At 71.1% G+C, this 13890-nt stretch carries 11 protein-coding genes and 1 pseudogene; 10 read left to right on the top strand and 2 right to left on the bottom strand.

All coding sequences use genetic code 11. From position 1 onward, the window contains the following. Positions 1-12: 12 nt before the first annotated feature. Positions 13-1662 carry an ABC transporter substrate-binding protein gene (locus ACR3ZA_RS06330; RefSeq protein ID WP_473661166.1) on the bottom strand — a complete coding sequence of 550 codons (1650 nt, stop codon included), beginning with the start codon at positions 1660-1662 and terminating at the stop codon, positions 13-15. 201 nt (positions 1663-1863) lie between these two features. On the opposite strand from ACR3ZA_RS06330, the gene ACR3ZA_RS06325 reads away from it, so the two are divergent. Continuing rightward, positions 1864-2508, top strand: coding sequence for a TetR family transcriptional regulator (locus tag ACR3ZA_RS06325; RefSeq protein ID WP_473661165.1), 645 nt, complete (start codon positions 1864-1866; stop codon positions 2506-2508). Here ACR3ZA_RS06325 and ACR3ZA_RS06320 read toward each other — a convergent pair. Beyond that, positions 2505-3290 (bottom strand): IclR family transcriptional regulator domain-containing protein, encoded by a 786-nt coding sequence (locus ACR3ZA_RS06320; RefSeq protein ID WP_473661164.1) that lies wholly within the window; start codon positions 3288-3290, stop codon positions 2505-2507. The two genes, ACR3ZA_RS06325 and ACR3ZA_RS06320, sit on opposite strands and share 4 nt — an antisense overlap. A gap of 179 nt (positions 3291-3469) precedes the next feature. Here ACR3ZA_RS06320 and ACR3ZA_RS06315 point away from each other — a divergent pair, with 179 nt between their 5' ends. The 9 genes and pseudogenes from ACR3ZA_RS06315 to purH all read left to right on the top strand — a co-directional run bounded on the left by ACR3ZA_RS06315 (position 3470) and on the right by purH (position 13824). Further along, positions 3470-4231, top strand: coding sequence for an aquaporin (locus ACR3ZA_RS06315; protein WP_473661163.1), 762 nt, complete (start codon positions 3470-3472; stop codon positions 4229-4231). Then, complete coding sequence (gene dhaK / locus ACR3ZA_RS06310; RefSeq protein WP_473661162.1) at positions 4228-5226, top strand: dihydroxyacetone kinase subunit DhaK; 999 nt, start codon at positions 4228-4230, stop codon at positions 5224-5226. Before ACR3ZA_RS06315 ends, dhaK begins: the two co-directional genes overlap by 4 nt. A gap of 31 nt (positions 5227-5257) precedes the next feature. After that, positions 5258-5899: a dihydroxyacetone kinase subunit DhaL gene (gene dhaL, locus ACR3ZA_RS06305; RefSeq protein WP_473661161.1), complete on the top strand. Its 642-nt coding sequence runs from the start codon at positions 5258-5260 to the stop codon at positions 5897-5899. Positions 5900-5902: 3 nt separating this feature from the next. Further along, positions 5903-6559, top strand: a pseudogene (locus tag ACR3ZA_RS06300) (PTS sugar transporter subunit IIA domain-containing protein); the annotation flags it as partial. 75 nt (positions 6560-6634) lie between these two features. Continuing rightward, positions 6635-8317 carry a phosphoenolpyruvate--protein phosphotransferase gene (gene ptsP / locus ACR3ZA_RS06295; protein ID WP_473662290.1) on the top strand — a complete coding sequence of 561 codons (1683 nt, stop codon included), beginning with the start codon at positions 6635-6637 and terminating at the stop codon, positions 8315-8317. Between the two features lie 65 nt (positions 8318-8382). Then, positions 8383-9933 (top strand): alpha/beta fold hydrolase, encoded by a 1551-nt coding sequence (locus ACR3ZA_RS06290; RefSeq protein ID WP_473661160.1) that lies wholly within the window; start codon positions 8383-8385, stop codon positions 9931-9933. A 232-nt stretch (positions 9934-10165) separates the two neighbouring features. Beyond that, the gene (locus ACR3ZA_RS06285) at positions 10166-11383 is read left to right on the top strand and encodes a cell division protein PerM (RefSeq protein ID WP_473661159.1); all 1218 of its coding nucleotides are present in this window, start codon (positions 10166-10168) and stop codon (positions 11381-11383) included. Between the two features lie 231 nt (positions 11384-11614). Further along, positions 11615-12199: a phosphoribosylglycinamide formyltransferase gene (gene purN / locus ACR3ZA_RS06280; RefSeq protein WP_473661158.1), complete on the top strand. Its 585-nt coding sequence runs from the start codon at positions 11615-11617 to the stop codon at positions 12197-12199. Next, entirely contained in the window at positions 12199-13824 is a 1626-nt protein-coding gene (gene purH, locus ACR3ZA_RS06275) for a bifunctional phosphoribosylaminoimidazolecarboxamide formyltransferase/IMP cyclohydrolase (RefSeq protein ID WP_473661157.1), read from the top strand. Before purN ends, purH begins: the two co-directional genes overlap by 1 nt. Positions 13825-13890 lie beyond the last annotated feature (66 nt).

Genomic DNA, 13890 nt, shown 5'->3' with positions numbered 1-13890 from the left:
CACGGTTCGGGGTCAGCTCGCCGGCTGCAGCTTCGACAGGATCAGGACGATCCCCGGCTGAGTCGGGTCGGCCGACGCGTACTGGTCGGACTCCGTCGGGAACCCGACGTAGTTGCGGGTGTTGTACTCGCCGAGCAGGGGATGCGACCCCAGCGGAATGGCGGGCACGTTCTCGACGAACGCCGTCTGCATGACCGCCAGCGCGGCCGCGCGCTCCTCGTCGGATGCCGCGTTGGCGTACGTGTTCAGCGCGGCGGTGACCGCCGGGTCATCGAAGCGACCGAAGTTGAACTGGGCCTTGTCGTCGACGATCCACTTGGTGTCCATCGTCGAGGTGTACAGGCCGTACGCGTTTCCGGTGTCCTCCAGCCAGTGGATGATAGCCTGGAAGGTGCCCTCCTGGCGGGCGGCGTCCCAGCCGCCCCAGTCCGGCTGGTCGACCTTCACGTCGATGCCGAGACCCTGGCCGAGCTCTTCGGCGATGAGCGCCTGCTCGGTGTTCCAGTCGCTCCACCCGGCCGGGACCGAGATGGAGAACGAGACGGCGTCGCCATCGGGGTCGATCAGCTGCTCGTCCTTCCAGGTGTAGCCGGCGTCGGTGAGGATCTGGCGGGCCTTGTCGACGTCGACCTCGTAGTTCTGGCCGCTGTACTCGGGCAGGATCTCGCCGGCGAGCAGGTCGCCGAGTCCGGTCACGCTCCAGATTGCCTCGCTCGCGCCTTCGCGCGCGATGTCGACGTAGGCCTGCCGGTCGATCGTCCAGGCGAGGGCTTCGCGCAGGGCGGGGTCGTTGAACGGCTTCGTCTGCAGGTTCATGAACAGCGTGCCGGCGCCAGCCGTCGGCGAGGCGAGGAAGTGGTTGTCCTCGTCGGCGGACAGGTAGCTCGACTCGATCTGGGGGATGAACGCCTGAGCCCAGTCGGCCTCGCCCGAGACGAGCGCGGTCGTGAGGGCCGCATTGTCTCCGTACGAGACGTAGTGCAGCTGCGGAACCGCCAGCTCACCGCCCCAGTAGGTGGGGTTCGCGGTGAGGGTGACCGACTCGGTCGACCAGTTGTCGAGCACGTACGGGCCGGTGCCGACCGCGAGCCCGTCGCCGGTCAGCGGGTCGGTGTTGGGGTCGTCGATGTTCTCCCAGATGTGCTTGGGCACGATCGGGGTGTGGAGCACACGGCCCTGCGAGACGAACTTGGAGTCGGCGAAGGTCAGCGTGATGGCGTCGCCGTCGACGGTGGCGCCTTCGTACTTGAGGCCACCGGTGTCGGCGAGCTTGCCGCTCAGGAACAGATCGAAGGTGAACAGGATGTCGTCACCGCTGAACTCGGTGCCGTCGCTCCAGGTGACGCCGCTGCGGGGCACGACGGTGAGTTGCGTGTAGTCGTCGCTCCACTCGACAGACTCGGCGAGCCACGGCGTGGTGCTGAGGTCGCCGGTGGGGTTCACAAGGGCGAGCGGCTCGAAGATGACCTTCGCGTAGCCGTACTTCGAGGCGGAGGAATCTCCCAGGTACGGGTTGTGGGACTCCGTGGTGATGGCGCCGTCCGGCTTGGCGATCGTGAGCGCCGCGCCGCCGCCGGATGCGCCATCGGTGGTCGCGGTGCAGCCGGTGAGGACCAGTGCTGCGGCGATTCCGATGACGCCAAGAGTTGTTCTAAGCCTCATTGCTTTCTCCTTCGAATGTGTGCACGACAGCGTGCGGGTCATCGCTCGATGGTGGTCGACTCCGAAGGTCGACCACGTTGTCGGGCGAGTTTCGAGTTACCTTACAATCAAGTAAGTAAGTTAATCAAGCGCTCCGGGGCCGCCAGCGACGCGCGTCCTGAATAGACTTCAATCCGGACGCGAACGAGGGGGTGGCACACCATGTCGACACCGCGCCGACAGCCGCGCTCACGGCCCGAGACCCTCGCGCGCCGGCGCGACATCGTCGAGGCCGCCGCCGATATCTTCGGCAGCAAAGGGTTTACCGGCGGCACGCTCCAAGAGATCGCCGACCAGGTGGGAATGACCCACGCGGGGATCCTGCACCACTTCGGCTCCAAGGACCGGCTGCTCCTCGAAGTGCTTCGCCATCGCGACCAGGCCGACGTCGCGCACTTCGAAGAGCAGCACATTCCCGACGGGTTGGAGCTGTTCCGCCACCTCGTCCAGACGGCCTTTCTCAACGCGCATCGTGCGGGCATTGTCCAGGCCTACGCGGTGCTGTCGGCCGAGTCGGTCACCGACGACCACCCCGGCCGCGAGTTCTTCGAGACCCGCTACAAGACGCTGCGCGCCGAGGTCGCCCACGCGTTCGAGGTCATGTGCGCCGAGCACGGCGTCACTGAGCGCGACACCATCGAACTCGCCTCGGCGAGCGTGCTCGCCGTCATGGACGGGCTGCAGGTGCAGTGGCTGCTGGATCCGGAGGCGCTCGACCTCGGACGGACGACGCAATTCGCTATCGAGGCGATCGTCGACTCGGTGATCTCGCCCGCGCCGTCACCGCTCGCGGCCGAGCCCTCCTAGTCGTCGTCCGGCTGCGGCGCGGCCCCGCTCGGGGCGCGCGGCGGCCAGGTCGATGCGCCCAACTCGCGCGAGATGTTGCGCGCGGTCTCGCGCAGATCGTTGAGCACCGGATCCTCCGGCGGCCATTCGCTCGTCGGCACGACCACGGCGACCGCCGCGACCACATTGCCGGAGGCATCCGAGACGGGGGCGGCGACGCTCGACTCGCCGAGCACGGCTTCGTCCTCTTCGGTGGCGAGCCCGCGGCTGGCGATCTGAGCGAGCCCGAGCGAGAGCTTGGCGGCATCCGTCACCGTGTCGCCGGTGAGGCTGCGCAGCGGCTTGCCGAGCACCTCGGCCGCGTAGTCGGCGTCGTAGGCGAGCAGGATCTTTCCCATCGACGAGGCGTGCGCGGGGATGGTGAGCCCGGTCTCGAGCATCTGCTGGCTGCCGTCGGGTCGGCGGTTGTGGTGGATGACGATCACCTCGTCGAACAGCTCGGCACCGAGTCGGACGGCGAGCCCGGTGCGCCGCGAGAGCTCGCGGGTCCAGCGCATCGCGCGGGCGCGCACGTCGAGCGTGTCGAGGTAGACGTTGCTCAGCTTCAGCAGCGCCGGGCCGAGCATGTAGCGGTTGCTGCCGCGCTCTTTCGCCACCAGGCCGTGCTGCTGCAGCGACTTCACGATGCCGTGCACGGTTGACGGCGGCAGCTCGAGCGCGGCGGCGAGTTCGGTGATGCCGAGGTGCCGCGCGCCCTGCAACGAGCTCAGCACCTTTGCTGCGCGGTCAATGGCTTGGATCACCGCCACCCCTTTCGACAAGGTCTCCATTATGGGCGCGGTCGGCGCCCTTGCCGTTCACTCCGGGGGTTGACAACACCCTCAATACCGGAGCATATTCGACATTATCGAATGGCGTTCCGAAAAGAAATGCCTGCGGATCCCCCGCATCGAGAGAAAACCGCATGTCCAAAGGAGTACATATGGATGAGAACAGCACGTGGCAGAAGCTTGCCGCGGAGTTCCTCGGCACCGCCTTCCTCGTTTTCGTCGGCGTCGGCTCCGTGCCGGCGCTCGCGATGGTGAGAGGGGACGGACCGTTCACGGGTGGCGACCTTGGCTTCATCTCGCTGTCCTTCGCCACGATCGTTGTCGTCACGGTGTACGTGTTCGGCTACATCTCCGGCAACCACATCAACCCGGCCGTGACCCTCGGTCTCGCCGTCACCGGCAAGTTCCCGTGGAAGTCGGTGCCCGGCTACCTCATCGCCCAGGTGCTCGGTGCGACCGCCGGTGCGTTCGCCATCGTCGGCGTGCTCGGCATGCGGGCCAGTGAGCTCGGACTCGGCGTCGCCGCGTTCAACCCCGAGGTCGTGTCGGTGCCGCAGGCGCTGTTCGCGGAGTTCATCGGCACGTTCCTGCTCGTCTTCGCGGTCTTCGGTGTCATCCACCGCAAGGCGGCGCCCGGGTGGGCAGGTCTCGCGATCGGCCTCGTCGTCTTCGCCGCGATCATTCCCGTGGCCCCGGCGACCGGCGCCTCGATCAACCCGGCCCGCACCACTGGCCCGATGATCGTGCAGTCTCTCCTCGGCGGCAGCGTCGCGTGGGAGCAGTACTGGGTGTACATCGTCGCCGAGGTGCTCGGCGGAATCGTCGCCGCACTCCTGTTCGGTGCCATCTCCAAGACCCAGGCCGACAAGACCGGCCTGAAGACCGCCCTCACGGAAGAGAAGTCCAACGCATGAAGAAGCTGATCAACGCTCCGGAAGCGGTGCTCGCTGACGCCCTCGTCGGCGTCGAGGCCGCCCACGCCGACCTGAAGGTCGACCACACCAACCGCATCATCTACCGCGCCACCCCGAAGGCGGACGGCAAGGTCGCCCTCATCTCGGGTGGCGGTTCGGGTCACGAGCCGCTGCACGGCGGATTCGTCGGCCTCGGCATGCTCGACGCGGCCTGTGCCGGTGAGGTCTTCACCTCGCCGACGCCCGACCAGATGCAGGAGGCGACCAAGGTCGCCGACCGCGGAGCGGGCGTGCTGCACATCGTGAAGAACTACACCGGCGACGTCATGAACTTCGAGATGGCGGGCGAGCTCGCTGCCGCGGAGTCCGGCGTCGAGGTCGCGACGATCGTCACCAACGACGACGTCGCGGTGCAGGACTCCACCTGGACCGCGGGTCGCCGCGGCGTCGGCGTGACCGTCCTGCTCGAGAAGATCGTCGGTGCCGCGGCGGAGGAAGGACGCGACCTCGCGTCGATTCTCGCCCTCGCCAACAAGGTCAACGACTCCGGCCGCTCGATGGGCATGGCGCTCACGAGCTGCACGGTGCCCGCGGCCGGCAAGCCGACCTTCGACCTGCCGGAAGACATGATGGAGATCGGCGTGGGCATCCACGGCGAGCCGGGACGCCACCGCGTGCCGCTCGCTGGCGCGCACGAGATCGCGCAGCAGCTCGTCGAGCCGATCCTCGCCGACCTCGACTTCACGTCGGGACCGTCGATCGTGATGCTCAACGGCATGGGCGGCTCGCCGCTCATCGAGCTGTACCTGATGTACGGCGAGGTCGCCAAGCTGCTCGAGAAGGCGGGGGTGAAGATCGCCCGCAACCTGGTGGGCAACTACATCACCTCGCTCGACATGGCCGGCTGCTCGGTGACGGTGCTCAAGGCAGACGACGAGCTGCTCGGGTTGTGGGATGCTCCCGTCAACACCTCGGGCCTGCGCTGGGGCGTCTGAGTTACACACGCAAGGAAACGGAAGAACTGACATGACGAACAGCACGGTCCCCCTCGCCCAGTTGGTGGCATGGCTCGAGAACTACCGCACTCAGGTGACGGAGCAGCGCGCCTATCTCACCGAGCTCGACTCCGCGATCGGCGATGCCGACCACGGGGCCAACATGGCTCGCGGCTTCGCCGCAGTCATGGCGAAGCTGGACGAGGGTGCTCCCGCCACCGCTGACGAGCTCTTCAAGAGCGTCGGGATGACCTTGGTCACCTCGGTCGGCGGCGCGAGCGGTCCGCTGTACGGCACGTTCTTCCTCCGGATGGGCATGACCGCGGGCGCCGTCACCGAATTCGACGGTGCGGCGCTCGCGGCGGCCCTGCGGGCCGGGCTCGACGGCATCGTCGCGCGCGGCAAGGCGGAGCTCGGCGACAAGACGATGTTCGACGCGCTGTCTCCCGCCCTCGACGCCTTCGACGCCGCGCTGGCCGACGGCAGGTCCCCGGCCGAGGCCGCGAGTGCCGCGGCGGACGCCGCGGAGAAAGGCCGCGACGCCACCGAGCCGCTCGTCGCCCGCAAGGGGCGCGCGAGCTACCTCGGGGAGCGCAGCGCTGGCCACCTCGACCCGGGCGCGGCCTCGAGCGCGCTCCTGCTGCGCTGCCTGGCACAGACACTCGAGAGCTAGAACATGATCGGCCTCGTCGTCGTCTCGCACAGTCTGAAACTGGCCGAGGCGGCCCTCGAACTTGCCCTCGCGATGGTGCCGAACGGGGCGCCGCGCGTGGTGCTCGCCGCCGGTGCCGGGACGGATGCCGACGGCACCCCCATCATCGGAACCGACGCCATGAAGGTCGCCACGGCGATCGATGAGCTCGCTGACACCGACGGTGTGCTGGTGCTCATGGATCTCGGCTCCGCGGTGCTGAGCGCCGAACTGGCGCTCGAACTGCGGATGAGCGACGTCGAGGTGACGCTGTCGGCGGCCCCCTTCGTCGAAGGCCTGCTCGCTGCCGTGGTGCGCGCCGCCGGAGGCGCCACGCTCGCCGAGGTCGCCGCCGAGGCCCGCGGCGCGCTCGCCCCGAAGAGCGGACAGCTGGGGGAGGTTGACGCCGCCCCCGCGGCGGCGCCGGAGGCGCCCAGCGCGGCCGAATCGGACCGCGTCACCCGACGGCTGACGCTCCGCAACCCGCTCGGCCTGCACGCCCGCCCCGCGGCGCTAGTGGCCACCGAGGCGGGCCGCGCCGAGAACGCGCGCCTCGCCCTGTTGCGCACCGGTGCGACGGTCGCCGCCGCGAGCCCCACCGCCCTCATCGGGCTCGGAAGCCGCGGCGGTGACGAGATCGAGATCTCGGCCGCCGGACCGGACGCCGCTGCCGTGCTCGACCGCATCCAGACGCTCGTCGACGACGGCTTCGGCGAGCTGAACGCGCCGCCGCCCGCCGCCGCACCGGCGCCCGCCCGGGCCGCCGGACCGCTCGGCGTCAGCGCGGGCCGCGCCGTCGGCCACGTCGTGCACGTGGCGGCGCCGATCGCCGAACCCGCGCGCGGTGAGGCGCTTGCCGAATCCGCCCGCGCCGCCGAGGCGACGCGACTGCGGGAGGCCGCGACCGAGATCGCGTCGCAGCTCACGGCGCGCTCCGAGGCCGCCTCGGGCGAGGCCCAGCAGATCCTGCAGGCCACTGCGCTCATGGCGACCGACCCGGGACTCATCGACCCGGCGGTCGCCGCGATCGAGACCTCGGGCATCCCCTCCGCGAACGCCCTCTGGGCTTCCGCCGGCGACCTCGCCGACATGCTCGCGGGGCTCGGCGGTCGCACCGCCGAACGCGTCGCCGACGTGCGCGACGTGCGCGACCGCATCGTCGCGACGCTCCTCGACCTGCCGGTGCCGGGAATCCCGGAACGCGACGAGCCCTTCATCCTGGTCGCGCGCGACCTCGCCCCGGCCGACACCGCGACGCTCGACCCCGCCACCTGCCTCGCGCTCGTGACCGAGGAAGGCGGGCCGACCTCGCACACCGCGATCATCGCTCGCTCGCTCGGGATCCCCGCGGTCGTCGCCGCGCGCGGCGCCCTCGACCTGCCCGAGGGAATGCTCGTGCTGGTCGACGGCGAGACCGGCGAGGTGAGCCCCAACCCGGATGCCGAGGAGGTCGCGCGTGTGCGCGAGACTGCCGCGGTGCCCGAGTTCTCCGGCGTCGGCGCGACGGCGGATGCGCATCCGGTCGCCCTGCTGGCGAATGTCGGCGGCGGCGCCGACGCCCGCGCCGCGGCGGAGGGCCGGGCGGAAGGGATCGGACTGTTCCGCAGCGAGTTCCTGTTCCTCGACCGCGCCGAGGCGCCCAGCGTCGAGGAGCAGCGCACCGCCTACCGCGAGGTGTTCGCCGCGTTCCCCGGCCGCAAGGTCGTCGTGCGCACCCTCGACGCGGGCGCCGACAAGCCGCTGCCGTTCGTGACGGCGGCGGGGGAGGAGAACCCGGCGCTCGGCGTGCGGGGGCTGCGCACCTCGTGGCGCCGGCCCGAGATCCTCGTCGACCAGCTGCGGGCGATCGCCGAGGCCGCGGCCGAGGAGAGCGCCGAGGTGCAGGTGATGGCGCCCATGGTCGCCACCGTCGAGGAGGCCGCCGCCTTCGTGGCGCTCTGCCGCGAGCACGGCATCGAGCGCGCGGGCATCATGATCGAGACCCCGGCGGCGGCGCTCAGCGCGCCCGAGCTCGCCGAGGTCGTCGACTTCGTGAGCCTCGGCACCAACGACCTCACGCAGTACACGATGGCCGCCGATCGTCAGCTCGGCGAGCTGGCCGAGCTCAACGACCCATGGCAGCCGGCCGTGCTCCGTCTGATCCGCACCGTCGGGTCCGCGGGTGAGGCGACCGGAACGCCGGTCGGTGTCTGCGGCGAGGCGGCGGCCGACCCGGCGCTCGCCGCCGTGCTCGTCGGACTCGGGGTGACCTCCCTGTCGATGTCGGTGCGCGCGATTCCGCGCGTCGCCCAGAAGCTCGGCGGTCTGACGCGTGACGATTGCCGTCGGCTGGCGGACGCCGCCGCGGGGGCGTCCAGCCCGGCCGCGGCGCGCGAGGCGGCCCGAGCCGTCCTCGGCTGAGCGGGGAACCCCGCCTAGGCTGGTCGCGGGCCGCGCGAGACTCGCGCCGCCCGCGAGGAGGCCCCGTGTATCGACCGCGCATCGTCGCCGCTACCGCCGTGGTGGCGGCCGTCGGCATGGTCTTGAGCGGATGCTCGCTCATCTCGCTGTTCGGCGGCCAGACCACGAGCGGCGGCAACACGCCGACCGGCGAGGAGGTCGCGGCGGAGCTCGAGCAGTACTACACGCAGGAGCTGACCTGGTCGTACATCGACACCCGCGTCGATGAGACCCGAGTGACGGTGCCGCTGGACTGGAGCGACCCGGGCGGCGCCACGATCGAGATCGCCGTCTCGCGGCACAGCGCCCCCGGCACGCCGACCGGTTCGCTGCTGATCAACCCGGGCGGGCCCGGCGGCTCCGGCTTCGACTTCGTCGTCAACTCGGCCGCCTACGTCGTCACGAACGATGTGCTCGCCAGCTACGACGTCATCGGCTTCGACCCCCGCGGCGTCGGCAGCTCGACGCCCGTCGTCTGCTACACCGATCCCGCCGACCAGGACGAGCTGCTCTACGGCACCTACGACGTCGACTACGGCACGCCCGCGTGGATCGATGAGCTCACCGAGCGCGAGCTCGACTGGGCGAACGCGTGCCTCGAGAACACCGGCCCGCTGCTCGGCCACCTCGACGCCGCGAGCGTCGCGCGCGACATGGATGTGATCCGCGCGCTGCTCGGCGACAGCGCCCTCAACTACCTCGGCTACTCCTATGGCACCTACCTCGGCGCCGTGTACGCGGAGCTGTTCCCCGAGAAGGTGGGGCGGATGGTGCTCGACGGGGCCGTGGATCCGCAGGTGAGCGACCTCGAGGCGCTCGCCACCCAGATGGCCGGCTTCGACAGTGCGCTGGCGTCCTACATGGCGTGGTGCCTGTCCGACGGCGACTGCCCGTTCACCGGCAGCGTCGACAACGGGCTGCTGCAGGTGCGCGACCTGCTCGACAGCATCGACGACCTCGAACTGGTCGGAAGCGACGGACGACAGCTCGACTCCGCCACGGTCGGCACCGGCATCGCCTACACGCTGTACTCGGAGTGGAGCTGGCCCTCGCTGACCGGGATGTTCGCGGCGCTCGCCGTCGGCGATCCGGACCCCGCCTTCGACAACGCCGACGCCTATTACGGCCGCTACGGCGGGTGGTACGACGGCAACGGCAATGAGGTCTACACCGCCGTCACCTGCAACGAGGGCGACCTCGGCACCGACGGGGTGACCCCCTTGGAGGGCGTCGAGATCATCGACGACCGGGCGCCGATCCTCGGCCGCTATTTCGCTTACGACGACTACGCCGTGCTCGACGTCGCCTGCTCGAATTGGCCGGTGCCGGTTGCCGACCTGCCGACCTCGTTCAGCGCGGCGGGCGCGCCGCCCATCCTGGTGATCGGCACGACCAACGACCCGGCGACCCCGTACGCCAACGCGGTCTCGCTCGCCGAGCAGCTGTCGAGCGGGGTGCTCATCACCTATGAGGGGGAGGGGCACACGATCTACGCGCAGGGAGTTTCGTGCGTCGACGACGCGGTGGATGCGTACCTGCTGCGCGACGAGGTGCCCGCCGCCGACCCGATGTGCTGAGACGGGCGGCGGTCTCGCCGCCGTCCCTCTCCTCACGAAATGCAGGAGTCGCGGAGGCTCTCCCCTGCGCACAGGGGGAGCCGCGGCCTCGCCCGCGCAGAATCTCCTGCATTTCGTCGAATGGCGGGGCGATGAGAGGTGGCGGGGCCGCGAGCGGCTGCGCGACGAGACGGCACGCGGGATGCGCGCGAGGCGCCCCGGTCGGGCCGCGGCTCGGCGGTAGGGTCGCACCGTGAGCCGCCGCCTGACCGTCCTGTTCTCGATGTTCGAGGCGGCACTCACGGTCGCGATCGGCATCGCGCTGCCGCTGGTCCCGCTCACGATCCTGTGGGCGGCCTACTTCGGCTTCGGCGTCGACTGGCTCGTCTTCTGGCGCGGCGCCCTCGACGTGTGGCTGCTCGGGCACGGTGTCGACGTGACGTTCCGGCTCGACGAGGTGACCGCATCCGTGCTGGGCATCGCCGGAGCCGAGGTCGCCGTGCCGGTGACGATCTCGCTGCTCGGCGGCGCGCTCCTGACGGCGCTGCTGGCGGCGCGCGCCGGACATCGCATCGCCGAGGCGGGGCATCGGATGCTCGGCGCCCTCGGCGCGATCCTCGCCGTCGCGCTCCTGAGCTTCGGCCTCACGGTGGTGAGCCTGCACCCCGATGCGCGGCCCTCGCTCGTGCAGGCCGCGATCCTGCCCGCCCTGGTCTACGCCCTCGGTCTCGCGTTCGGGATGCTGCGCGAGCGCGCCCGGCGCCGCCCGGCACCCGAGGTGCGGTGGGTGGGGCGCATTGACCCGAGCCTGCGCGCCGCAGCACTCGGTGCGGCGCGGGCGGGCCTCGGTGCGGCCGCTCTGACTCTCGCGGCCTCCGCCGTCGTGTTCGCCGCGGCTCTGCTGCTGCGCTACGCGGAGGTGATCCGGCTCTACGAGTCGCTGCACGGCGAGGTGCTGGGCGGCGCGGTCGTCACCGCCGCCGAGTTCGCGATCCTGCCGAACCTCGTCATCTGGACGGCCAGCTGGCTGCTCGGGCCCGGCTTCGCGGTCGGGATGGGGTCGGCGGTCTCCCCGCTCGGAACCGTGCTCGGACCGGTCCCCGCGCTCCCGATCCTCGGAGCCATCCCGCCCGAGATCGGCGCGTTCGGCTACCTGGGCCTGCTCGTGCCGGTCGTCGCCGCATTCCTGGTCGGCGCCGCGGCGCGGCGGCGGATGCTCCGCGACGCGGCCGAGGATCGGGCGGCGCCCGTGCGCGGGGTGCTGTCGCTGACGGCGACCGTGCTCGCCGCCGGAGTCCTCGGTGCGCTGGTCATGGCGGGGCTCGCCGCCGCCTCCGGCGGTTCGGCGGGCCCGGGGCGGCTGGCCGAGGTCGGCCCCGACGCTCTCACCGTCGGCATCGTGGCGCTGATCGAGTTCACGGTGGCGATCGGGCTCGGCTTCCTCGTCGCCGACCGCCGCCGCCGCGACTGACCCGCGGCGCGGGTCCGTCCCGCGCGTGAGTGTGTCGCTTCTCCGGAGAAAGTGCGCCTGAGAGCGGATGCCTCCCCGGCATCCCGGGCTGCGTCGCCAAAACCTCCGGAGAAACGACACACTCGGCGGCGGGACCGCGGGGACCTCCGGAGAAACGACACACTCGCGAAAGGGAGGGGAGCGCAGCGGGCGCGGAGCGACGTCGCGTGCGAGCGCGAGTAGGCTGGGGGCGTGCTCCGCCTCGTCGTCCTCATCTCGGGGGGCGGGTCCAATCTCCGGGCCCTGCTCGACGCCAGCGACGACGCCGAATTCCCGGCGCGGGTCGTCGCGATCGGCGCCGACCGCGATGCCGACGGCCTCGAGCACGCCGAGCACTACGCGATCCCCAGCTTCGTCGTGCCGTTCCAGGCCTACCCCGACCGCGAGGCGTGGGGTGAGGCGCTCGTGGAGCAGATCCGCCAGTGGGATGCCGACCTGGTGATCCTCTCCGGCTTCATGCGCCTGCTGCCCGCGAGCGCGGTGCGCGCGCTGGCACCCAACCTGATCAACACGCATCCGGCCTACCTGCCCGAGTTCCCCGGCGCGCACGCGGTGCGCGACGCGCTCGCCGCGGGCGCCACCCAGACCGGGGCGAGCGTCATCGTCGTCGACGAGGGCGTCGACTCCGGCCCCGTGATCGCGCAGGAGCGCGTGCCGATCCAGCCCGGCGACACGGAAGAGATCCTGCACAACCGCATCAAGCGGGTCGAACGCGAACTGCTCCTGCAGGTCGTGCTCGACATCGCCAACTCGCACATCGACCTCAAGGAACTGTGATGTCCGGCCCCGCCATCGACCCCGCCGAGTACCGCGACCGCGACGTCGTCCCGATCACGCGCGCGCTGATCGCCGTGAGCGACAAGACGGGTCTCGTCGAGCTCGCGAGCGCGCTCGTCGAGGCGGGCGTCGAGATCGTCTCGACCGGCGGCACCTCGAAGGCGATCGCGGATGCGGGACTCCCCGTCACCCAGATCGGCGACGTCACCGGATTCCCCGAGCACCTCGACGGCCGCGTGCGCACCCTGCACCCCGCCGTGCACTCGGGCCTGCTCGCCGACCTGCGCCTGGAGCGGCACGAGAAGGAGCTGGCCAGCTTCGGCATCGCCCCCTTCGAGCTGGTTGTGGTGAACCTGTACCCGTTCCGCGAGACGGTCGCCTCGGGCGCCGAGCCGAACGCCGTGGTCGAGCAGATCGACATCGGCGGCCCGGCGATGGTGCGCGCGAGCGCCAAGAACCACGCCAACGTCGCCGTCGTCACGAGCCCCGCCCGCTACGCCGCCCTCGTCGAGGCGGTCCGTTCCGGCGGCACCACGCTCGCCACCCGCTTCGAGCTGGCCCGGGAGGCGTTCCGGCACACCGCCGACTACGACGCCGCCGTGGCCGCCTGGTTCGAGAGCACCGCGCTGCTGGCGGAGGCGGAGGCGGTCGCCGACGGCACCGTGCCCGCCGCGAGCGCCGCGATCGAGTTCGCGCCGACGTTCACCCTGTCGGCGGAGCGTGCGGCGACGCTGCGCTACGGCGAGAACAGCCACCAGGCGGGCGCGCTGTACACGGTCGCCCACTCGGCGGGCATCGCCCAGGCGACCCAGCTCGGCGGCAAGGAGATGTCGTTCAACAACTACGTGGATGCCGACGCCGCCCTGCGCGCCGCCTACGACCACGAGACGCCGACCGTCGCGATCATCAAGCACGCGAACCCCTGCGGGATCGCCACGGCGGAGACGATCGCCGAGGCTCACGCGCTCGCGCACGCCTGCGATCCGGTGTCGGCCTTCGGCGGCGTGATCGCCTCCAACCGGCCGATCACCCGCGAGGCGGCCGAGTCGATCGCCCCGATCTTCACCGAGGTGATCGTCGCGCCCGGCTTCGACGACGGCGCTCTGGAGGTGCTGCAGGCGAAGAAGAACCTGCGCCTGCTGCAGCTGCCGGCCGACTACCGCCGCGAGCCCGCCGAGTTGAAGCAGATCTCCGGCGGCCTGCTCGTGCAGGAGGTCGACGCCCAGTTCGCGCCCGCGAGCGAGTGGACCCTCGCCGCAGGCCCCGCGGCCGATGAGGCGACCCTCGCCGACCTGGACTTCGCCTGGCGCGCCTGCCGTGCCGTCAAGAGCAACGGCATCCTGCTGGCGACGAACGGCGCGAGCGTCGGCGTCGGCATGGGCCAGGTCAACCGGGTGGACTCCTGCAAGCTCGCCGTGGAGCGCGCCGGTGAGCGCGCCGCGGGCAGCGTGGCCGCCTCCGACGCGTTCTTCCCGTTCGCCGACGGTCCGCAGATCCTGCTCGACGCGGGCGTGCGCGCGATCGTGCAGCCGGGCGGCTCGGTGCGCGACGACGAGACGATCGCGGCGGCGAACGCCGCGGGCGTCACCATGTACTTCACGGGCGAGCGGCACTTCTTCCACTAGACCGCCGCACCACTTGCCGGGCGCGCGTCGCGCGCCTACTCTGGAAGGCTGCCCGCTCGGGCCGCG

The organism is Herbiconiux sp. J20-20 (assembly GCF_057365085.1).
Note: the sequence above shows the minus strand (reverse complement) of the source record. Positions and strands in the feature narration are given on the sequence as shown.